We start from the raw sequence: 19,903 nt of genomic DNA, 5'->3' as shown, positions 1-19,903 counted from the left end.
ACTATCATAGATAGTGGTCATTATAACTGACTAGAAATTGGGTACCTAAATACCCAATCGCTATCTGAGGCTAATTAGCAGCTTCTGAGTGTGACAATCCCCAAACATAACTAGCCAAAATCTTAATTTGATCTTGAGTTAAAAGATGTCCATGGGATGGCATCTCACCCTGACGACCATTAAGGATTGTATGAACAATAACATCACGAGATGAACTATTGAACCATACATCATCTGTCAAATTAGGAGCACCTAAAAGACGATTACCCTTACCATCAGCCATATGGCAAGAAATACAAATTTGATCGTATTTTTCTTTACCTTTAGCAATCAAAGTTGCATCATGTGACAAGCCTGAAAGAGAACGTACATAGTGAGCCACGTTATTTGCATCATCTGGAGTAAGTACAGAATTCCATGCTGCCATCACACCTAAACGACCATTAGTAATAATATCAATAATGTCATTAGGAGTAGTTACAAATTTGTCACCCTCTTGAGATCCCCATTTCCAATCATTATCAGTTAAATTAGGGAAGTTAGGCGAGCCTTTCGCATCTGAGCCATGGCATTGAGCACAATTATTTAAGAATAGGCGCTCACCCAAAGCTAATGCTCCTGGGTCTTTTGAAAGCTCTTCTACTGATTTACCATCAAATTTAGCGTATATTGATTTCATGTTTTGAGCTTGTTCATTTAGCTCTTCTGCTACTTTACCTTGCGAAGTAAAGTTAAGCATACCTTTAAAATCACCTAAAGCTGGGTACAAAAAGATAATAGAAATACCGATAACACAAAGGCCAAGGTACATAAAGATCCACCAACGTGGAATCGGGTAATTGAACTCTGTAATACCATCCCACTCATGACCAGTATCAGTAATTTCTGTTTGTCTTTTTAGCCATTGTCTTTGTGACCACAGCAACCAAATACAGAAAACTATGCCCACTATCGTGATGATGGTGATCCAGTAACTCCAACCGCTACTAAAAAAATCACTCATGATTACAACTCTCCATTATTTTGATCTGATTCAATTTCGTCTGGTAGGCTAAAAGGTAAATTAGCAGCAACTTCATTATCTTTTTTGCGTCTAGTAGACCAAGCCCACCAGATTATGCCGAAAAATAATGCCATAGATAGAATAGTGAAAAAACCATTCAATAATGCCATTACTTTCAGCTCCTATTAGTTTGTAGCAGGTTGTGCTGGAGCAGTACTTGCTTTTTTCTGCTCCGCCAACGCAGCTTGATAACCAACACCTAAGTTTTGAAGGAATGCAATTACTGCATCTTCCTCAGTTTTGCCTTTTAGCATCTCAGGTGCTTTTGCGATTTCTTCCTCAGAATACATACCTTGACCAGTATGAGTCTTATGAAGTGAATTCAAAGTTTTCATACGGTTTTGAATATTTACTGAAGAAATGTCCTTATTCTGTAGCCATTTATATGCAGGCATATTGGATTCTGGCACAAACTGTCTAGGATTACGAAGGTGAGCACGATGCCACTCGTCTGAGTAACGCTTACCTACGCGTGCAAGATCAGGACCCATACGACGAGAACCCCATAAGAAAGGATAGTCGTATACGCTTTCACCTGCAACTGAATATGGTCCATAACGTTGAACTTCAGAAGCAAGTACACGAACTTGCTGGCTGTGACATCCGTAGCAACCCTCTTTAATGTATACATCACGACCAACTAATTGAAGAGCATCCAAAGGTTTAACTCCAGGTGCAGCTTGAGTAGTTGTATGTTGGAAGAAAAGAGGAATAATCTGAACTAAACCACCGAAAATAACCACTAGGATAGAGCAGATAATTAATAAGCCCATGTTTCTCTCAATTGTATGGTGAGAGAAGAATTTTTTATTATTACTAGCCATAATTACATTCTCCTTAAGCAGTTACTGTGTTAGGAGCAACATCGTGCTCGGTAGGTGCAGGAACAGCAGGATTCACAGCTTTGTGACCACGGATTGTATTGATAGTGTTAACTAACATGATAACGATACCAACTAGGTATAAAGTACCTCCAAGTAAACGAATCATTAGAAGAGGTTTTTTAGCATCTAATGCTTGAACAAATGAGTAAGTCATAGTGCCATCAGCCTCAACTGAACGCCACATTAAACCTTCCATAACACCAGCAACCCACATAGAAGCGATGTAAAGTACAACACCAATAGTTGCAATCCAGAAGTGTAGCTCTACAAGACCCTTAGAAGCCATTTCACTACGACCCCAAAGTCGTGGGATTGTATAGTACATACTACCGAACGTAATCATAGCAACCCAACCTAACGCACCAGAGTGAACATGTGCAACTGTCCATTCAGTATAGTGAGATAGTGCATTAACGGTACGGATAGACATCATAGAGCCTTCGAATGTAGACATACCGTAGAATGAAAGTGCAGTAACCATGAATTTAAGGATTGGATCTTGGCGAAGTTTATGCCAAGCACCTGACATAGTCATGATACCGTTAACCATACCACCCCAAGATGGAGCAAGAAGAATTAATGAGAAAGTCATACCCAAACTTTGTGTCCAGTCTGGCAATGAAGTCCATAACAAGTGGTGTGGACCTGCCCACATATAAGTGAATGCTAAAGCCCAGAAGTGAACGATAGATAGACGGTATGAGAAAATTGGTCTTTGAGCTTGTTTTGGTACATAGTAGTACATCATACCCAAGAAGCTGGTTGTTAAGAAGAAACCTACAGCATTATGACCATACCACCATTGAACCATAGCATCCTGTACACCAGCATAGAATGAGTATGATTTAAACCACTCTCCAGCTACAGGGAATTCAATATTATTAAAGATATGAAGAATTGCAATAGTTAAGATGAAGCTTCCGTAGAACCAGTTAGCTACATATATATGTTTAACTCTACGTTTAAATATTGTTCCGAAGAACACCACAGCGTAAGCAACCCATACAAGAGTAATTAGAATATCGATTGGCCACTCAAGCTCCGCATATTCTTTAGAGCTAGTAAAGCCCGCTGGCAATGTAACTGCTGCTAAAACGATAATTAACTGCCATCCCCAAAATGTAAATGAAGCAAGTGCACTTGAGAATAGGCGTGTATGACAGGTCCTTTGAACTACATAATATGATGTAGCAAAAAGAGCACTACCTCCAAATGCAAAAATTACTGCATTAGTATGAAGTGGACGTAAACGACCATAACCGAGAATATCTACAAGGTTAAGCTCTGGGAATACTAGTTGAGCGGCAATAATGACGCCTACTAACATACCCACAACACCCCATATCACAGTCATAATCGCAAATTGCCTTACAACCTTATAGTTAAAGGTTTCAGGTGTATCAGCGCTTAATGTACGCATAGGTTTTCCTCTTAATAAAACAAGTCTATTAAATTTTTAAAAATTGCCCGAATTAATTTCAATCGATTTCATCGGACTTTCCCATTTTACTTAAATATTTTGAAGTAAGTCAAAAAAACATAGTGCCAAAATCAGCTATTCATCTAAAGATTGAGATACATCAAAATTTTGTGTATCGTCGTCCGCCAAAATAGCTGTGGAATGTTTTTGAACATCATCAAATTGCCCTGAACTGGTAGCCCAAAATAGAAACAATCCGACCATAATTACAAATACAAATGACAATGCTAAAAGTATGAATAATGCGTACATCTAGTTAGTTTTTTGATTTCAAAAATTTAAATAATCTATATGAGTTCCAAGCCACGCCCAAAGAAGATATAAGCATAGTTACAGCAGCAAGCCATGGTTCAACTAAGCCAAACATAGCTAGAGGAGTCATAAGAATGTGCCATATCAAGGAACCATACAAATTCTGGTAAGTACAAATTTTAATCCTTTTAATTAAGGTTTCATGGTGCTTTGAAACAGCTTCTTCAGATAGTCCAGATCTAGCAGCCGAAAAGGCTGTAGGCACGGACATTGCCATAGCACATGGACAACTCATAACAAATAAAGATACCAGTACTGGCAATGCATGTGATTTATCAATCCACACATACCATATAGTTGCGGTTATGACAGCGAGAATAATCTGCAATACAACAAAAATTAGTGCAAGTTTGTCAGCTTTAGTTTTTAACGATTCGTGAATAGACTGTAAATCGAGATTGCTTTGCTTATTGAAAGTTGACTGCTCTGCTGCTAGTTCGAGATATCTAGCTGTTAGTAAAAAAGCCACGAACATAGATATAGAGTCATAGTAGACTTCGCCATTATGAGTCAATGTAACCATTACAGATGGCACAAAAGCAACGATTATCCCAATTGCAACGGGCCAGTTCATATTCACATGTTTTACATCATTGGCACGAAAAAGCCCATTCCAAATCGGAGTTGCACAATACAAAATTACTGGGATTGTAAGAGCCAAGCTAATCCAGTTCATCATAATAATGACTTTCGATAGCAGTTCATAACTGTCCGTGTCTTCGTAGCTGGACTTCACATAACCAGGTACTGCAAACATCATTATTTGCATCATAACGAGCCAAGCAATTCCAAGACGCGAAAGCATTGCACGTCTTCTAGATCTGTCTTCTTCAGGAAGATTTTCAGGTATTGAAAATATTGAATTTCGTGTAGCCATTAGAACTTAGGTGGTCTTACAAGTTTAGGAAAGGTATCACGTGGAACTGCCATTTCGACTTCATTTTTTGGATCGATTTTTTTTACACGTTTTTTTGATTTGCTTTTTTTAGGCTCAATTTGTGGCAATAAATCCTCATCCCCCGCACCCTTGATTTCAAATCCAGCGATACGTAAGCTTTTGATTTTCTTTAAACCAAGACCTTTAACTCTCTCAGCCAAATCAGAGTAGGACTTAAAATTACCACCATTTTTTCTAGCTTCAATAATTAAAGTGGCCATTTTGGGTCCTATGCCTTTAATTGAATCCAGCTCTTGCAATGAAGCAGTATTTACGTCAACTGAATTTGCCCATGCACAACCGATAAAAAGCACATACGCAAAAAATAATTTTAAAAATTTAATCATCTATCACACTATTGCATAATCTCTTTAGCACTTACGGTTGAAGTACCGAGTTTACCAACAACTATACCGCCTGCTTTATTTGCCCAGATTATCGCATCCTTCAAATCCAAGCCAGCTGCATGAGTAACTGCCAATGTTGCTAAAACAGTATCACCAGCACCTGAAACATCAAACACCTCTTTGGCTTGTGCGTCCTGATGTCTACGACCGTTATCGTCAAAAAGTGTCATACCTCGCTCGGACCTGGTAACTAAAATAGCTCCTAATTTATGCTTATTTCTTTGTTCTTGAGCCTTTTGAGTCAATTCCTCTTCAGTATTCCATAAACCCACGGCTTGCTCCATCTCCTTGCGATTAGGCGTAATTAGGCTAGCCCCTGAGTAACGAGAGTAGTCCGCACCTTTTGGATCTACTAATACAGGAATATTCAATGAAGTAGCATGAGAAATCATCTCTCTTATAAACTTAAGTGCCCCCTTGTTATAGTCTGAAAAGACCACTAAATCATGTTCTTGAATGAGTGGCAATGCAATTTCACATAAATTTTTAGCGATCTCATCGCTTGGAAATTTTTCAAAATCAATACGAAGTAGTTGCTGTTGACCACCAAGAACTCTCATCTTTATAGTCGTTTCAGCTTTATCATCTACAACAAAATTTGTTTTGATGTTGTGTTCATCACATAGATTGGTCAGAATATTTGCGGGCTCATCTAGCCCCACAACTCCCATAAGCGTTGCTTGTGCTCCTAAACTTACAATATTGCTTGCAACGTTAGCTGCACCACCGAGTCGATTTTCATTTTTTTTGACGTGAACAACAGGCACAGGTGCTTCTGGAGAGATTCGGTCAACCTGACCAAACCAATATCGATCCACCATCAAATCACCAATAACTAATATCCTGCTTTTTTTTATCTTTTCTAAGGGATAATTATTTGACACTATCGGTCCTCTACTCTTTTATGGTCAAAAGTATTCCAATTGTTGCAACCTGGGCATTGCCAATAAAAGGATTTAGCCTGAAATCCGCAGTGGTTGCATGTATATTTTTCAAGTTTATCACTTTGAGCGGATATCAATTTTTTAAGAAGGACTAAATTGTCCACCTCGTGTGAAGTATTGGATTTTAGGTAGCTTGAAAGTGCATTATTAAGTGCCAAAATGGAAGGATGTGCAACGAGTGCACTTTTAGCAAAATCCAAAGCCTGCTCTTGGGATTTATTAACTAAGTAATCAAACAATACACTAAAGACTTCAATTGAAGGGTACTTATCGTAGTGAGATCTAAGAAGCTCAAAGCCCTCCCACTCATGATTTGAAGCCCTCATTAAATCCATAATCTGAAATGCAACTAGCCCACCAAATTCAGGGGCTTGTTCAAGAACTTTAAGTAGAAACTCTTTTTGCTTTTCAGTATCTTTTAATAGTTTGGCAATTTTCGCCTCAACTATATTTAGTCTAGCTGTAACTGAAGAATTTGACTCTGAACCCAATTCATTGTGTGCTTTATGTGCTTTTTCTATTATTGATTTAATTTTATTTAAATCAGGATTTTTTGAGCGAAATTCGTCTTCAATAATTTCACAATAGTAATGAACTATTTGAGACAGAGGTTTGCCTATGAGAGTCTGCAACCCATTTAGCGTTTCGATTGCAAGCTCCCAATCGTGAGTAATCTCGTACACCCTCAAAAGAGATGCATAAGATGGCAATGCATATTTGCTGTCTTTGATAGAATTTTTAAATTCAACCTCGGCTCTATCAAGAAGACCAGCTTTAAAGTAATCTTGGGCCAACTCAAATCTCGCATGTGACGCTTCGTGAGCAGGCAGATCGGGTCTATTAAGCAAGCTTTGATGGACTCTAATCGAACGGTCTATCTCGCCCCTTCTGCGAAACAAACTTCCCAGTGCAAAATGTAGCTCAGTTGTCTCGGTATCAAGTTTTGCGACTTCTACAAAGGAGTCTATGGCCCTATCGTAATCTTCCTTTAAAAGGAAATTTAAACCTTTGAAATATGAATTAGGAAGGTTACTTGATTCATCTACCAAATGCTTGGTATCGATACGTGAAGCATACCAACCAAGCACAAAGAAAATGGGTATAAAAATTAAATACCAGAATTCGAAGTTCAAAATAAACCTATCAACGAACTTTTTCTGTAACTACAAAACCATCAGGGGGAGCGACTGGTAGAATCTTCTCATTTTTGTGAGTGTATTCAAGATCAGATTTCAGCAACTGATTTTCTTTTCTAAGACGATTGAGTTCAATCCCATTGCTAAATTTTGATGGCAATGTGAGCAAATAAATAAACACCCCACCGATAATAAAACTTGCAAGTATAACGACAATTAAAGGCACTGCTTTGAGTGATAAGTTACCGTAGAAATTAATATCAACGGGTGCAGTATTTTTGATTGCTAAAAGAATAACTAGAACGAAAAGTATGATGCGTATAGCCCAAATAACAATTCTCATATCGACCCCAAATTTCTAATTTCCATTATTGTAAGGCATAAAAGAGTTTAAAAAAAAGCCTGATACAAAGTATCAGGCTAGTAATTGAAACTAGGATTAAGAAACCCAACTATCCTCAGTAATTATGGGATTGATTAATTTCTTAAACTCCTCATCAACTTTTTCGCGCAACTCCTTTCCGGCCTTAAAGTGAGGAACCCGTTTTCCAACGACTTCAACCATCTCTCCAGTCCTAGGATTGCGTCCCACACGTGGTGCACGCTGTGACAACGAAAAACTACCAAAACCTCTGATTTCAATTCTATGTCCTTGTGCTAAGGATAAGGTCATAGCATCTAGAATAGTTTTGACAGCTATATCCATGTCACGGGTTGCGAATTGTGGGTAACTCGCAACCAGTGCATCAATAAGTTCTGATTTTGTCACTATTTATTATCTTTCGCTTGATCGATTTTTGCTTTTAGTAGAGCACCAAGACTTGTTGTTCCAGAAGAAGAATCTTTAAGAGACTCAAGTTTTTCTGCAGTCTGAGCATTTTCGCGAGCCTTAATAGAAAGCTGAATAGAGCGAGCCTTACGATCAATATTAATAATCATAGCCTCTACTTCATCACCTTCTTTAAGAACTGTAGTTGCGTCTTCGATGCGACCATTAGAAATCTCAGAAGCACGTAAATAACCTTCAACTTCTGAGTCAAGGGTAACTGTAGCACCCTTAGGTTCTACCGATTTAACTACACCTTTTACTAATGAAGATTTCTCATGGGCAGAAGTATACATAGTGAACGGATCACCTTCCAATTGCTTATGCCCTAAAGAGATACGCTCTTTTTCTGTATCGATGGCAATAACTATAGCTTCGATTTCGTCACCTTTGCTTAGTTTACGTACATAAACTTCGCCTGGTTCATTCCAAGATAAATCAGATAAATGAATTAAACCGTCGATACCACCTTCTAAACCAATGAATACACCAAAGTCAGTAATTGATTTAATAGCACCTTTAATGCGATCACCACGTTTATGATTATTAGCGAATTCTTCCCATGGATTTGGTTGAACTTGCTTCATACCAAGTGAAATGCGACGACGATCCTCATCGATTTCAAGAACGCAAACCTCGATTTCTTGACCTTGAGAAACAACTTTACGAGGGTCAACGTTTTTATTTGTCCAATCCATTTCAGATACGTGAACAAGACCTTCAATTCCTGTCTCAACCTCAACGAACGCACCGTATTCTGTGATGTTTGTAACTTTACCTGTAAGTTTAGAATCTTTAGGATAACGAGTAGCAAGACCAACCCAAGGATCCTCTCCAAGTTGTTTAATACCAAGTGATACGCGATTTTTATCTTTGTCGAATTTTAGAACCTTAGCTTCTACTTCCTGACCAACTGTAAGTACTTCAGATGGATGACGAACACGACGCCATGCCATATCTGTAATGTGTAGTAGACCGTCGATACCACCCAAATCAACGAAGGCACCATATTCAGTAATATTTTTAACTGTACCTTTAACCACTGAACCTTCTTGAAGATTTTCAAGAAGTTTTTGTAGCTCTTCACCCATACTAGATTCAAGTACAGAACGACGTGATAAAACTACGTTATTACGTTTACGGTCAAGTTTAATAACTTTAAACTCCATAGTTTTATTTTCGTATGGAGTAGTATCTTTAACTGGTCGAACATCAACTAATGAGCCTGGTAAGAAAGCACGGATACCATTAGTCATAACAGTCAAGCCACCTTTAACTTTACCAGTGATAGTACCAGTAATTAGTTCACCAGAATTAAGTGCTTCTTCAAGTTTAAGCCATGCAGCTAAGCGTTTAGCTCGATCACGAGAAACAACAGTTTCACCAAAACCATTTTCTGGAGAATCAACAGCAACTGATACGAAGTCACCTACTTCAACTTCAAGTTCGCCCTGATCGTTAAGGAATTCTTCTCGTGGAACCATAGACTCAGACTTAAGTCCAGTATTAACCACTACGTGATTATGTTCTATTCGAACAACTTCTGCGGTGATAACCTCACCTGATTTGATTTCTTTTTGGTTAGCTGATTCAAATATATCAGCAAAGCTTTCGCCTCCAAGGGCGTCTTGTAAGTTAAGAGTTTGAGACATTAATAAATCCAAAAGATTAAACCTAACGGCTAATCCTAGTTACACACCAGTCATAAAAACCAGCGGAGTTAAAAAAACCCTATAGCATAGGGCACTTAAAAAGATAATAATTTTATATAAAAAATTCTTTTTAATCAATAATTTATGTTGTTGATTGAAGGTTTTGCCACTTAGTAATTATCAAATTTACAACTTCATCTATGGACAAGTGTGTACTATCAATAATTAAAGCATCTGCAGATGGAATAAGTGGAGAAATTTTCCTGTTCCTGTCTAACTCATCCCTTCTAGCCATATCTGACCAAATTTCATCGTAATTTGCATCAATACCTTTTTCTTTTAATTGATTAAAACGTCTTGTGACCCTGGTATGCAGATCAGAATCTAAAAATATCTTAAGGGGGGCCTCGGGAAAAATTACAGTACCCATATCTCGCCCATCAGCGATAAGACCTTTTGAAGTTAGAAATGAATGTTGCAAGTCCACTAAAGCTAGTCTAACTTCAGGTATTGAAGCAAGTTTAGATGCAATAAGACCAACTTCCTCGTTTCTTATATCTTCTGTAACGATATTTGAATCTAAAAAAACCTCACCATCACAAAATCTTATGTCCATCTCCTTAATGCTTTTTACTACTAAATCTATATTAGAAATAGGAACATTATTTCGTATGCAAGTTAATGCAGAAAGCCTATATAGAGCACCGGAGTCAAGTACATTCCAACCAAGTATAGTAGCCACCCTTTGGCTAACAGTACCCTTGCCCGACGCACTAGGACCGTCTATAGTTATAAGATTCATTTAGAAGATCCTCTCCATGAGTTTCTCAGTAATGCGGTTCTCTGTAGCCATTGAGAAATTCCTTCTTTATCTCCCTTATTAAGTAATTCCTTAATTTCAGACACAAGTTCTTCAAATTCCAAAATTTGATTTAAAAGCTCAAGACGATTCGATAAAAATATATCAGTCCACACTTGTTCAGACCCACCAGCTATACGGGAAAAATCACGAAAACCAGTCCCACCTAAGTTTAAATTAGATGAGAAGCTTGGGTTACGTAAAAGAAATTCCATGTATGAAGAGGCAATAAAATGAGGAAAATGACTTAGAGCAGAAAAAATCTTATCGTGCTCTCTCGCATCATTTAATATGGTAACAACAGCACCTAATCCCTCCCATAATTGGCATACATATTGAACCCTGTCAGAATCGGTCTCTGGAAAAGGGACCAAAATCACGTTTTTAGAATTAAACAAATCTGGATTGGCTGATGATGGTCCATTAATATGCCATCCAGCAATCGGATGACAAGGTATGAACTGCGTCCTAAGATGGGGTAATTTTTCGCTAACATGGGTAATAATCTCATTTTTCGTGCTACCCACATCGATAAGCATAGCTTCGGCGTTTAAATCAGTACTAATCTCATCTAAAACCTTAACAATCGATTTTGTTGGGGTGGCAATGACAATAAAATCACACACCTTCGATAACTTATTTAAAGATGCCTGATCAGAAATCCACCCTTGATTTAAAGCATGTTCTAAGTTAGAAGGATTTGAATCATATGCGAGTACATTTGAAACTATATTATTTTCAAGTAGTCCTCTGACAAAAGAGGTCCCTATTAACCCCACACCCACTAATCCAAGGTTATGAATACTTTTCATTTAGCTTCTCGTGGCTGGGTAGGACCCTAAAACTTTTACAAATGGTGCCTCAGATTTCAGTACATTTAGAGCCTTTTTTACGTTTTGATCTTCTGCATGGCCAAGCAAATCAACATAAAAGTAATATTCCCATTCACCATTTTTAAATGGTCTAGACTCCAATCTACTCATGGACACTCCACATTCAGCAAACGGATTTAGAAGCTTATATACACTTCCAGCTTCATTTGAAGCGGCAAATATCAAACTTGTTTTATCATTGCCACTTGGTTTGGGATTGATGTATCCAATACCAACGAATCTAGTTTTATTATTTGAGGAATCCTGTACACCATGATGTATACACTTAAGATCATATATTATGGCTGCACTTTCACTAGCTATTGCTAAAGAAGCTGAATCTGTCGATGCCATATGAGCTGCTTCAGAATTACTTCTAGCAGTCACTATTTCTATATTTGGTAGATTATTTGATATCCATTTATGACATTGTCCACGAGTTTGAGGGTGAACAAATAGTTTTTTTGCATTAGAGATATCACCCGTTTTATGAAGCAGACAATGATGCACTTCCACATCACACTCACTATGAATTTTAAGTTTTGAACCTAAAAATAAATCTTGCGTTGTATTAACCGTTCCTTCAGTAGAATTTTCAACTGGAACTACACCAACGTCAGCAACTTTAGATTCGACCGACTTAAAAACTTCCTCAAATGTGACACAGGAAATGGTATCAATATAATGACCATAAATCTTGTAGGCTGCTATTTCTGAAAAAGATCCGCTTGGACCTAAGTAAGCAACCTTAAGCTTTCTCTCTAGCCCTCGACAAGCGGAAATAATTTCAGTCCAAACGTTTTGGACTGCTTCTGAAGGAAAAACTTCAGCCTTTTGTGAAAGCGATTTAAAAATTATCGTCTCACGCTCAGGCTTTAAAACATCAGAATCGGAACCATATTTTTTTTTGATTTCTCCGACTTCAACTGCAAGTCTTGCACGCTTATCCAATAAAATTAATATTGCATCGTCTATTTCGTCTATTTGATCTCGTAAGGGTGCAAGCTTCGAGAGAAGTTCGTTTTGATCAGCCATACTGTGCCAGGAAACTATCCATAAATTCAGCTAATGCTTTAACTCCATCTATTGGCATTGCATTATAAATAGAAGCTCTAATACCGCCTACGGATTTATGTCCCTTAAGTCCCAACAAACCATTAGCCTTAGTTTCTTTCAAAAATAAATTATGAAGTTCCTCAGTTGGCAATGTAAAAGTTACATTCATATCAGATCTATACTTTGTCTGAACTTCATTTTTATAAAAGCCATTTGATTTATCAATTAAATCATATAAAGTACGTGCCTTGGCTATATTTTGTTCATGTATAGCAAGTAGCCCACCCTTAGAACGAAGCCATTGAAACACTAAACCACAGATATAAATTGCATAAGTTGGAGGTGTATTAAAACCAGAATTTGCATTCTTAACATTTTCATAGTTAAAAACCGATGGGCAGTTCGATTCAGTAAATCCAAGTAAATCATCTCGAACAATTAATACTGTAACACCTGCAGGACCTAGATTTTTTTGAGCACCTGCATAAATAATACCGACCCCATCAAAATTGACGGGTCTAGATAAAATATGAGAAGACATATCTACTACCATTGGAACATCGGCAAAACCAAATTCTTTCATGTTTGGTAGTTCTTTTAACTCCAAACCACTGATAGTCTCGTTTGAGCACAAGTGAACATAAGAAGAATTTGGATTTAGCTCCCAATCCTTGAATTCTGGCATCCACATACCAGGTTTATAACGTACACCATCTATTTCTATGTCTGTTTGATTAGATGCTACAACACTAATATCACCGTATTTTGTTGCTTCTTTATGAGATTTAATCGACCAAGTTCCAGTCAGAACATAACCAGCTTTTTTTGATTCGCGAGAACCTAAGATATTCAAAGGAATTAATGCATTTTGAGCTGTAGCCCCACCTTGCATAAAGAGAACCGAATAACCCTCTGGAACTCCTAACAAATCTTTAAAATCTGAAATTGCATTTTGAAGAATTTGTTCATATTCAGCAGATCTATGACTCATCTCCATAACTGAAATACCACTTGAATTCCAATCAAGCATTTCAGATGAAGCTTGCTCTAATACAGGTTTAGGTAACTTTGCAGGACCTGCAGAAAAATTCCATACACCCACTATTCTTCTCCTTCAGTACTACTATCTGTACTTTCTAAATAGTCCGCATCATCCTTATTAATCTGATTAACTGAATATTCGTTTTCGACAACGGTATCAGAATCTAAGCCAACTTCTGATTCACTTACGGACTCTACAACTCTCTGAACACCCTTTAATTTAGTATCGTTATCGATTCTAATCAACTTAACGCCCTGAGTAGCTCTACCTAACTCCCTAATAGGGGCAACCTTAGTACGAACAACAATACCATCAGTAGTTATAAGCATAATTTCATCGGATTCATCAACTAAAACAGCAGCAACAACTTTACCGTTTCGCTCACTAGTTTGTATTGCAATCATACCCTTGGTACCACGCCCATGACGAGTGTATTCAACTACAGGAGTACGTTTGCCGTAACCATTTTCAGTAGCTGTTAAAACATACGCATTTTCATTTTTAGATACGATTAAAGAAATAATGGATTGACCTTCTTCAAGCCTCATACCTAGAACACCACGTGATGATCTACCTGTGGCTCTAACTGAAGATTCATCAAATCTAACGGCTTTACCTGCATTTGAGAAAAGCATAATGTCACTATTACCGTCAGTTAATTCGGCCCCTACCAAATAGTCATCCTCATCCAAAGTAACAGCAATAACTGCCATTTTACGTGTGCTTGAATATTGGGAAAGTGCGGTTTTCTTAACTACACCTTTTGCAGTTGCAAGGAAAATAAATTGGTCATCCGAGAATTGCTTAATTGGCAATACAACCGTTATTTTCTCGTTTTCTTGAAGCTCAAAAAGATTAACAATAGGTCTACCTTTTGAATTACGACCGCCCTGAGGAACCTCCCAAACTTTAAGTCTATGAAGTCGTCCTAAACTTGAGAAACACAATACATAATCATGAGTATTTGCAATAAACAATTGCTGAACAAAATCATTATCCTTCATCTCCGTGGCTTTTTTACCTTTGCCACCGCGATTTTGTGCTTGATACTCAGACAATGGTTGACTTTTTATATAGCCTTCATTTGAAAGAGTCACAACCATATCCATAGGTGTAATCAAATCTTCAGTTTCAAATTCAACTGCGTTATATTCGATTTGAGAACGACGTGCATCTTTAATTGTGTACTCATTTTTGATGGCAATAAGCTCTTCACCAATTATGGCAGTTATCCTCTCAGGTTTAGAAAGAATATCCAATAGATCAGTGATTGCATCCATCGCAGCTTCGTAACTTGAAATAATTTTCTCTTGTTCAAGTCCTGTCAAACGTCTTAAATTCATGTTCAGAATTTCTCGAGTTTGGTCATAACTTAGGTAATATAGACCATCATTTCGTAAACCATATTCTTCTGGTAGACCTTCAGGTCTATAGGCTTTAAATCCACCAAGAGCTTTATCTTCATCAACTCTAGATAGCAAACTTTTAACCAAAGAAGAATCCCAGCCACGGCTCATCAATCTCTCAAGTGCTTCATCTGGTGAAGCTGAAGTTTTAATTATTTGAATGAACTCATCGATATTAGCTAGTGCAACTGCAAGACCTTCTAGCTTATGCCCCTCTTCCCTTGCTTTGCGAAGCTCAAATACTGTTCTTCTTGTAATGACCTCTCTTCTATGTTGCAAGAAGTAAACTACTAACTCTTTAAGATTTAAAAGTTTTGGTTGACCGTTAACTAGAGCAACCAAATTCATCCCAAAAGTATCTTGTAATTGAGTTAGTTTAAACAGGTTATTTAATACAACATCAGCTACTTCGCCTCTTTTGAGCTCGATAACTAATCTCATCCCATCTTTATCAGATTCATCTCTGATATCAGATATGCCTTCAATACGTTTTTCATTTACCAAGTCAGCAATTTTTTCTTGAAGTGTTTTTTTGTTAACTTGATAAGGAATCTCATCGATAATTATGGCTTGTCTATTTCCCTTTTCGAAATCCTCGATGTGAGTTTTAGCCCTCATAATTACGCGGCCACGACCAGTTCGATAACCTTCACGCACACCGCTATACCCATATATAATCCCACCTGTTGGAAAATCTGGTGCAGGTATATATTCGATTAATTCATCTATACTGCAATCGGGATTTTTTAAACAAAATAAACAACCATCGATCACTTCAGAAAGATTGTGCGGTGGTATATTTGTAGCCATTCCAACTGCAATCCCAGAGCTACCGTTAATTAAAAGCCCAGGTATTTTGGTTGGCAATATTTTCGGTTCAAACTCACTCCCGTCATAATTAGGAGCAAAGTCGACTGTCTCTTTTTCAAGATCTGCCAACATCTCATGGGAAATTTTCTCTAGACGAATTTCCGTATAACGCATGGCAGCTGCACCATCACCATCGATAGAACCAAAGTTTCCCTGACCATCGACAAGCATGTATCTCATTGAGAAATCTTGAGCCATACGAACAATAGTGTCATATACAGCAGTATCTCCGTGAGGGTGATATTTACCAATTACATCACCTACAATACGTGCAGATTTTTTATATGGTTTGTTCCAGCTATTAGATAATTCGTGCATCGCATATAGCACTCGGCGATGTACTGGCTTAAGACCATCCCTTACGTCTGGCAATGCCCTACCTACAATCACGCTCATAGAGTAACTAAGATAACTACGACGCATCTCCTCTTCAAGAGATACAGGAAGGGTTTCCTTTGCGAAAGAATCCATATAATTCACTTATTAAAATTTTTATTAATCTCAAATTTTAGCATTTTGAAGGTGTTTCAAAATAGTTTCAATCAAACGATGCCTGCAAACTTAATAAAGCGCTTTAACTTTTTAAGCTAATCTATATTTATTTTTAGAAATTTAAAATTTTCCGCATCTAAGACAACCTTACTTTGTATAAAAATTACAACTAATGTACGAAAAAAACCACAAAATTAACAAGATACTAGTAAATATGACAGTAAATATTAACTAAATTCCCTTAAATAACGTAATATTAACTACGGAAATAAGGGAGTTCTATTCAAAAGGTTTTGTATTAAGCTTCATTGATTGGTATACTATCCCTGAATTTTATTTATGTGGCGTCACGCGCTGCGAATCTTTTTTTAGCACATTTAGCTCTTCGAGGAGAAATATAAATGACCTCTAAATTCGCTTTAGCAATTGCTCTTGCTTTCTCAGCTGGCGTTGCATCAGCTCAAACAGTAGACAACTGGGTTAGTGATTTCGGTGATCCTGTAGTTAGTGACTTCGGCGACTGCTGGCAAAATGACTTCTGGACTCCTGCTACTGCACTTCCTGAGTGTGGCGGTGTTACTGAACCAAGTGCTCCAGCTGCTCAACCTATTACAGCAAACAAAGTGACTTTCAATGCTGATACATTCTTTGATTTCGACAAATCTAGCCTTAAACCTGAAGGTCGTACTGTTCTAGATCAAATCGCTGAGCAAGTTAAACTTTTAACTCTTGAATCATTAATCACTGTAGGTCACACTGACTCTATCGGTACTAACGCTTACAACCAAAAACTTTCTGAGCGTCGTGCTGCTACAGTTAAAAACTACCTAATCGACAAAGGTGTTCCTGCTGAACAAATCATCGCTTCTGGTCGCGGTGAAACTCAACCTATCGCAGACAACCGTACTCGTGAAGGTCGTGCTCAAAACCGTCGTGTAGATATCGAAATGGTTGGTACTCCTAAATAATTCCAATTTTTGAAATTATTTAGTAAGATTATGGCTCCTAATTAGGGGCCATTTTCATTTGGACTTAATATGTATGACAAACGTTAGCAAAAACGAATTGGAAAAGTTCTCATCCATTGCCTCAAAATGGTGGGATAAAACTAGTGAATTCAAAACACTCCATGATATAAACCCTATTAGGCTTAATTGGATTTTAAGCCACATCCCTAGTAATTTATCAGAATTAAAAGTTTTGGATATTGGATGTGGTGGTGGAATATTGGCTGAGAGTCTTGTAAAAGCTGGCATAGAGAATTTAACTGGTATAGATTTAGCAAAGGAATCTATAACAGTGGCTAAACTGCATGCACTTGATAGTGATCTAAAAATCAATTATGAAGTTATATCTGCAGAAGAGCATGCTGTAACTAATAGTGGATATTATGATGTCATCACATGTATGGAATTGTTAGAACATGTACCAAGTCCACAAAGTCTTATCGAGGCAGTAGCAAAATTATTAAAACCTGGTGGAATTGCCTTTTTTTCTACTATTAATAGAAATTTAAAGTCATTTGCACTTGCTATAGTTGTAGCTGAGTATGTATTAGGCATGGTTCCTAAGGGCACTCATACACATAGCAAATTTTTAAAACCTAGCGAAATTATGAGATTTGCTAGAGGATGTGGACTTGAATTTATAGATTCCAGCGGTTTTGAATACAAACCATTAACTGGCGAATATGAATTATGTAGGTCGCTTGATATTAACTATATGGTAGCAGTTAGAAAAAATGAACTTTAAAGTAGATAAAGCAGTTTTTTTTGATCTTGATGGAACTTTAATTGACTCTGCTATAGATTTAGTAGATTGTGCAAATAATCTAAGAACCCAAAGAGGTTTACCCCCTCTTCCATATGAGTATTTAAAAAATTTCGTATCTAGAGGTACTCCTGCCATGATAGGTGAAGCCTTAGGTATACACAAGTCAGATACAAATTATGAATCTATAAAAATTGACTATTTGACTAATTACCGCTCTAGATTAACTAAAAATCTTAGATACTTCGATGGTATTCCAGAATTACTTGATTCATTAGACTCTAAGGGTATTGCATGGGGTATAGTTACAAATAAGCCATCAGAATTAGCAATTCCATTGCTCAAGCACCTAGGATTAGATTCTAGATGTATTGCATCCACCTATGGGGATTCAGCATTGAACAATAAACCCCACCCAGATACTATATTGTTAGCCTGCAAACAAGCTAATGTTGATCCATCCAAATGCATATATGTGGGGGACGATGAAAGAGATATCCTAGCTGGAAAAGCTGCTAATATGAAGACTATTGTTCTAACTTATGGCTACTGCCCAGAACCTCAAAATATCCCATCATGGGATGCGGATTATATAGCAAACAATCCCGGCGAAATTGAGTTAGGAATTATAGAGTTATTTTGTATATAAAAAAGGCAGCCGAAGCTGCCTTGATTCTTTCTGTTGCAAAGTGAATCACACTCCTGGGAGCTTTTTAATTAAGCTGCCAATGCAAAGTTTTCATCGTTAGCATTTATTGATGTGCTTGATTTACGGTCATCGCCTACCGACTGCCAATTTTCCTAGTTATCCCTGTCGAAGCCAATACGTCCCCGCCAATAAAACACTTAAGCCAAATGCCCTATTGGTGGAGACGGCGGGAGTCGAACCCGCGTCCAAAAATAATTCAGTCAATCAGATATACAGCTTAAGATTAATTGTAGCAAAAACTTAAAATTAAGTCACTCTAGAGAATTAAGGGGAATATTTCATTGCAATTTTCTCGGAAAATCTCATCCCAACTTGGAATTTCGATACCCAAAGCTTTTGCCATTTTAGAATTATCCAATACTGAAAATAATGGTCTTTTTGCTGCAGATTTAAATCTAGTTGATTTAACAGGACTAATCATGGGGGCACTTGAACTTAGGAACCCTTTTCTAATTGCCTCTGACCTAATCAATCGAGCAAATTCATACCATGAACAATAATTTGAAGGCACTACATGGTATATACCATTAGCTTTAGTACTAATGATTTTATACATGTGCTCAAGTAAAAAATCACAGCTTGTTGGGATTGTAATCTGATCATTCACAACATTGAAACTATATCCACCTTTTGCCTTAGGATGACTTAGTTTATGGAATATTTTCTTAAGGAAATTAACTCTAAAAGGGCTATAAAGTGCACTAGTCCTAAAAATATAAAAATTGTTAGTCATTTGCTCAATATAGAGTTCTGCAGTTAGCTTATCGTATCCATATTGATTTATAGGATTGGGAGAATCTTCCTCTTTATAGGGTTTATTAGAGCGACCATCAAAAACGTAGTCCGTTGAAAAATGAACCAAAGTGGCATCATTTTTTAAACACCACTCAGCTAAAATTTTTGGAAAAACAGAATTGATATGATAAGAAATTAGCTTATCTTCTTCTGCTGCATCAACGGATGTGTAGGCTATAGTATTTATTACTAAATCGGGCTTATAAGCCGTTAAATAAGACTTTACAGCTCGAAAATTTTCGTGAGGATCAATATGCGAGGTTATAAAAAAATTAAAATACCTGCATATGCTATAGAGACTTTTAGAAAACTTTAAAGATAGCCCCAACTGACCTGTATTACCGATAATAACGGCTCTTTTATGAGGTGGGGCTTTATAGGCCGCAACCAT

The 19,903-nt window shown here is 37.3% G+C and carries 21 protein-coding genes and 1 other RNA gene; 3 read left to right on the top strand and 19 right to left on the bottom strand.

Annotated elements, in window-relative coordinates:
• Positions 1–70 precede the first annotated feature (70 nt).
• From ccoP to gyrA, 17 genes are all read right to left on the bottom strand, one after another.
• Positions 71–1,003: a cytochrome-c oxidase, cbb3-type subunit III gene (gene ccoP, locus KUI_RS02835; RefSeq protein WP_013522332.1), complete on the bottom strand. Its 933-nt coding sequence runs from the start codon at positions 1,001–1,003 to the stop codon at positions 71–73.
• A gap of 2 nt (positions 1,004–1,005) precedes the next feature.
• Positions 1,006–1,173 (bottom strand): cbb3-type cytochrome oxidase subunit 3, encoded by a 168-nt coding sequence (locus tag KUI_RS02830; protein WP_013522331.1) that lies wholly within the window; start codon positions 1,171–1,173, stop codon positions 1,006–1,008.
• A gap of 15 nt (positions 1,174–1,188) precedes the next feature.
• Entirely contained in the window at positions 1,189–1,887 is a 699-nt protein-coding gene (gene ccoO, locus KUI_RS02825) for a cytochrome-c oxidase, cbb3-type subunit II (RefSeq protein WP_013522330.1), read from the bottom strand.
• A gap of 13 nt (positions 1,888–1,900) precedes the next feature.
• Positions 1,901–3,367 carry a cytochrome-c oxidase, cbb3-type subunit I gene (gene ccoN, locus KUI_RS02820; RefSeq protein WP_013522329.1) on the bottom strand — a complete coding sequence of 489 codons (1,467 nt, stop codon included), beginning with the start codon at positions 3,365–3,367 and terminating at the stop codon, positions 1,901–1,903.
• 135 nt (positions 3,368–3,502) lie between these two features.
• Complete coding sequence (gene ccoS, locus KUI_RS08115; protein ID WP_013522328.1) at positions 3,503–3,679, bottom strand: cbb3-type cytochrome oxidase assembly protein CcoS; 177 nt, start codon at positions 3,677–3,679, stop codon at positions 3,503–3,505.
• A gap of 4 nt (positions 3,680–3,683) precedes the next feature.
• Entirely contained in the window at positions 3,684–4,616 is a 933-nt protein-coding gene (locus KUI_RS02810) for a P-type ATPase (RefSeq protein WP_014840256.1), read from the bottom strand.
• The gene (locus KUI_RS02805) at positions 4,616–5,023 is read right to left on the bottom strand and encodes a ComEA family DNA-binding protein (protein WP_014840255.1); all 408 of its coding nucleotides are present in this window, start codon (positions 5,021–5,023) and stop codon (positions 4,616–4,618) included. The genes KUI_RS02810 and KUI_RS02805 overlap by 1 nt, the downstream gene beginning before the upstream one ends.
• Before the next feature lie 8 nt (positions 5,024–5,031).
• Positions 5,032–5,967 carry a D-glycero-beta-D-manno-heptose-7-phosphate kinase gene (rfaE1, locus tag KUI_RS02800; protein WP_013522325.1) on the bottom strand — a complete coding sequence of 312 codons (936 nt, stop codon included), beginning with the start codon at positions 5,965–5,967 and terminating at the stop codon, positions 5,032–5,034.
• A complete protein-coding gene (locus KUI_RS02795; protein WP_014840254.1) occupies positions 5,967–7,160 on the bottom strand; it encodes a lipopolysaccharide assembly protein LapB in 1,194 nt (397 codons plus the stop codon). Before KUI_RS02795 ends, rfaE1 begins: the two co-directional genes overlap by 1 nt.
• 10 nt (positions 7,161–7,170) lie before the next feature.
• The gene (locus tag KUI_RS02790) at positions 7,171–7,506 is read right to left on the bottom strand and encodes a LapA family protein (protein ID WP_014840253.1); all 336 of its coding nucleotides are present in this window, start codon (positions 7,504–7,506) and stop codon (positions 7,171–7,173) included.
• A 96-nt stretch (positions 7,507–7,602) separates the two neighbouring features.
• Positions 7,603–7,932 (bottom strand): integration host factor subunit beta, encoded by a 330-nt coding sequence (locus tag KUI_RS02785; RefSeq protein WP_013522322.1) that lies wholly within the window; start codon positions 7,930–7,932, stop codon positions 7,603–7,605.
• Positions 7,932–9,641: a 30S ribosomal protein S1 gene (gene rpsA / locus KUI_RS02780; protein WP_013522321.1), complete on the bottom strand. Its 1,710-nt coding sequence runs from the start codon at positions 9,639–9,641 to the stop codon at positions 7,932–7,934. The genes KUI_RS02785 and rpsA overlap by 1 nt, the downstream gene beginning before the upstream one ends.
• A 142-nt stretch (positions 9,642–9,783) precedes the next feature.
• Positions 9,784–10,443, bottom strand: coding sequence for a (d)CMP kinase (cmk, locus tag KUI_RS02775; protein ID WP_013522320.1), 660 nt, complete (start codon positions 10,441–10,443; stop codon positions 9,784–9,786).
• Complete coding sequence (locus tag KUI_RS02770; RefSeq protein ID WP_013522319.1) at positions 10,440–11,312, bottom strand: prephenate dehydrogenase; 873 nt, start codon at positions 11,310–11,312, stop codon at positions 10,440–10,442. The genes cmk and KUI_RS02770 overlap by 4 nt, the downstream gene beginning before the upstream one ends.
• The gene (gene pheA / locus KUI_RS02765) at positions 11,313–12,407 is read right to left on the bottom strand and encodes a prephenate dehydratase (protein ID WP_014840252.1); all 1,095 of its coding nucleotides are present in this window, start codon (positions 12,405–12,407) and stop codon (positions 11,313–11,315) included.
• Positions 12,400–13,530, bottom strand: coding sequence for a 3-phosphoserine/phosphohydroxythreonine transaminase (serC, locus tag KUI_RS02760; protein WP_014840251.1), 1,131 nt, complete (start codon positions 13,528–13,530; stop codon positions 12,400–12,402). The genes pheA and serC overlap by 8 nt, the downstream gene beginning before the upstream one ends.
• Positions 13,530–16,217 carry a DNA gyrase subunit A gene (gene gyrA / locus KUI_RS02755; protein WP_013522316.1) on the bottom strand — a complete coding sequence of 896 codons (2,688 nt, stop codon included), beginning with the start codon at positions 16,215–16,217 and terminating at the stop codon, positions 13,530–13,532. The genes serC and gyrA overlap by 1 nt, the downstream gene beginning before the upstream one ends.
• 422 nt (positions 16,218–16,639) lie before the next feature.
• On the opposite strand from gyrA, the gene ompA reads away from it, so the two are divergent.
• The 3 genes from ompA to KUI_RS02740 all read left to right on the top strand — a co-directional run bounded on the left by ompA (position 16,640) and on the right by KUI_RS02740 (position 18,657).
• Positions 16,640–17,206 (top strand): outer membrane protein OmpA, encoded by a 567-nt coding sequence (gene ompA / locus KUI_RS02750; RefSeq protein ID WP_013522315.1) that lies wholly within the window; start codon positions 16,640–16,642, stop codon positions 17,204–17,206.
• 73 nt (positions 17,207–17,279) lie between these two features.
• Positions 17,280–17,990 (top strand): bifunctional 2-polyprenyl-6-hydroxyphenol methylase/3-demethylubiquinol 3-O-methyltransferase UbiG, encoded by a 711-nt coding sequence (gene ubiG / locus KUI_RS02745; RefSeq protein WP_013522314.1) that lies wholly within the window; start codon positions 17,280–17,282, stop codon positions 17,988–17,990.
• Positions 17,980–18,657, top strand: a complete 678-nt coding sequence (locus KUI_RS02740; protein ID WP_013522313.1) for an HAD family hydrolase — start codon at positions 17,980–17,982, stop codon at positions 18,655–18,657. Before ubiG ends, KUI_RS02740 begins: the two co-directional genes overlap by 11 nt.
• On the opposite strand, the gene ssrA is transcribed toward KUI_RS02740, so the two are convergent.
• Positions 18,655–18,981, bottom strand: a transfer-messenger RNA (tmRNA) gene (gene ssrA, locus KUI_RS08110). The genes KUI_RS02740 and ssrA overlap by 3 nt on opposite strands.
• Positions 18,974–19,903, bottom strand: coding sequence for a dTDP-4-dehydrorhamnose reductase (rfbD, locus tag KUI_RS02735; protein WP_013522312.1), 930 nt, complete (start codon positions 19,901–19,903; stop codon positions 18,974–18,976). The genes ssrA and rfbD overlap by 8 nt, the downstream gene beginning before the upstream one ends.

It is taken from the genome of Taylorella equigenitalis ATCC 35865, from assembly GCF_000276685.1.
In the GTDB taxonomy this organism is placed as follows: domain Bacteria; phylum Pseudomonadota; class Gammaproteobacteria; order Burkholderiales; family Burkholderiaceae_B; genus Taylorella; species Taylorella equigenitalis.
This window is presented reverse-complemented; position numbering and strand designations above follow the sequence as displayed.

Bases quoted from the DNA above. Each gene is read 5' to 3' on its own strand.
- cmk (WP_013522320.1), bottom strand. From the start codon at position 10,443: ATGAATCTTATAACTATAGACGGTCCTAGTGCGTCGGGCAAGGGTACT.
- ccoP (WP_013522332.1), bottom strand. From the start codon at position 1,003: ATGAGTGATTTTTTTAGTAGCGGTTGGAGTTACTGGATCACCATCATC.
- KUI_RS02810 (WP_014840256.1), bottom strand. From the start codon at position 4,616: ATGGCTACACGAAATTCAATATTTTCAATACCTGAAAATCTTCCTGAA.
- KUI_RS02830 (WP_013522331.1), bottom strand. From the start codon at position 1,173: ATGGCATTATTGAATGGTTTTTTCACTATTCTATCTATGGCATTATTT.
- ompA (WP_013522315.1), top strand. From the start codon at position 16,640: ATGACCTCTAAATTCGCTTTAGCAATTGCTCTTGCTTTCTCAGCTGGC.
- KUI_RS02770 (WP_013522319.1), bottom strand. From the start codon at position 11,312: ATGAAAAGTATTCATAACCTTGGATTAGTGGGTGTGGGGTTAATAGGG.
- ubiG (WP_013522314.1), top strand. From the start codon at position 17,280: ATGACAAACGTTAGCAAAAACGAATTGGAAAAGTTCTCATCCATTGCC.
- gyrA (WP_013522316.1), bottom strand. From the start codon at position 16,217: ATGGATTCTTTCGCAAAGGAAACCCTTCCTGTATCTCTTGAAGAGGAG.
- rfbD (WP_013522312.1), bottom strand. From the start codon at position 19,903: ATGGTTGCGGCCTATAAAGCCCCACCTCATAAAAGAGCCGTTATTATC.
- ccoS (WP_013522328.1), bottom strand. From the start codon at position 3,679: ATGTACGCATTATTCATACTTTTAGCATTGTCATTTGTATTTGTAATT.
- KUI_RS02805 (WP_014840255.1), bottom strand. From the start codon at position 5,023: ATGATTAAATTTTTAAAATTATTTTTTGCGTATGTGCTTTTTATCGGT.
- ccoN (WP_013522329.1), bottom strand. From the start codon at position 3,367: ATGCGTACATTAAGCGCTGATACACCTGAAACCTTTAACTATAAGGTT.
- pheA (WP_014840252.1), bottom strand. From the start codon at position 12,407: ATGGCTGATCAAAACGAACTTCTCTCGAAGCTTGCACCCTTACGAGAT.
- KUI_RS02740 (WP_013522313.1), top strand. From the start codon at position 17,980: ATGAACTTTAAAGTAGATAAAGCAGTTTTTTTTGATCTTGATGGAACT.
- ccoO (WP_013522330.1), bottom strand. From the start codon at position 1,887: ATGGCTAGTAATAATAAAAAATTCTTCTCTCACCATACAATTGAGAGA.
- rpsA (WP_013522321.1), bottom strand. From the start codon at position 9,641: ATGTCTCAAACTCTTAACTTACAAGACGCCCTTGGAGGCGAAAGCTTT.
- KUI_RS02790 (WP_014840253.1), bottom strand. From the start codon at position 7,506: ATGAGAATTGTTATTTGGGCTATACGCATCATACTTTTCGTTCTAGTT.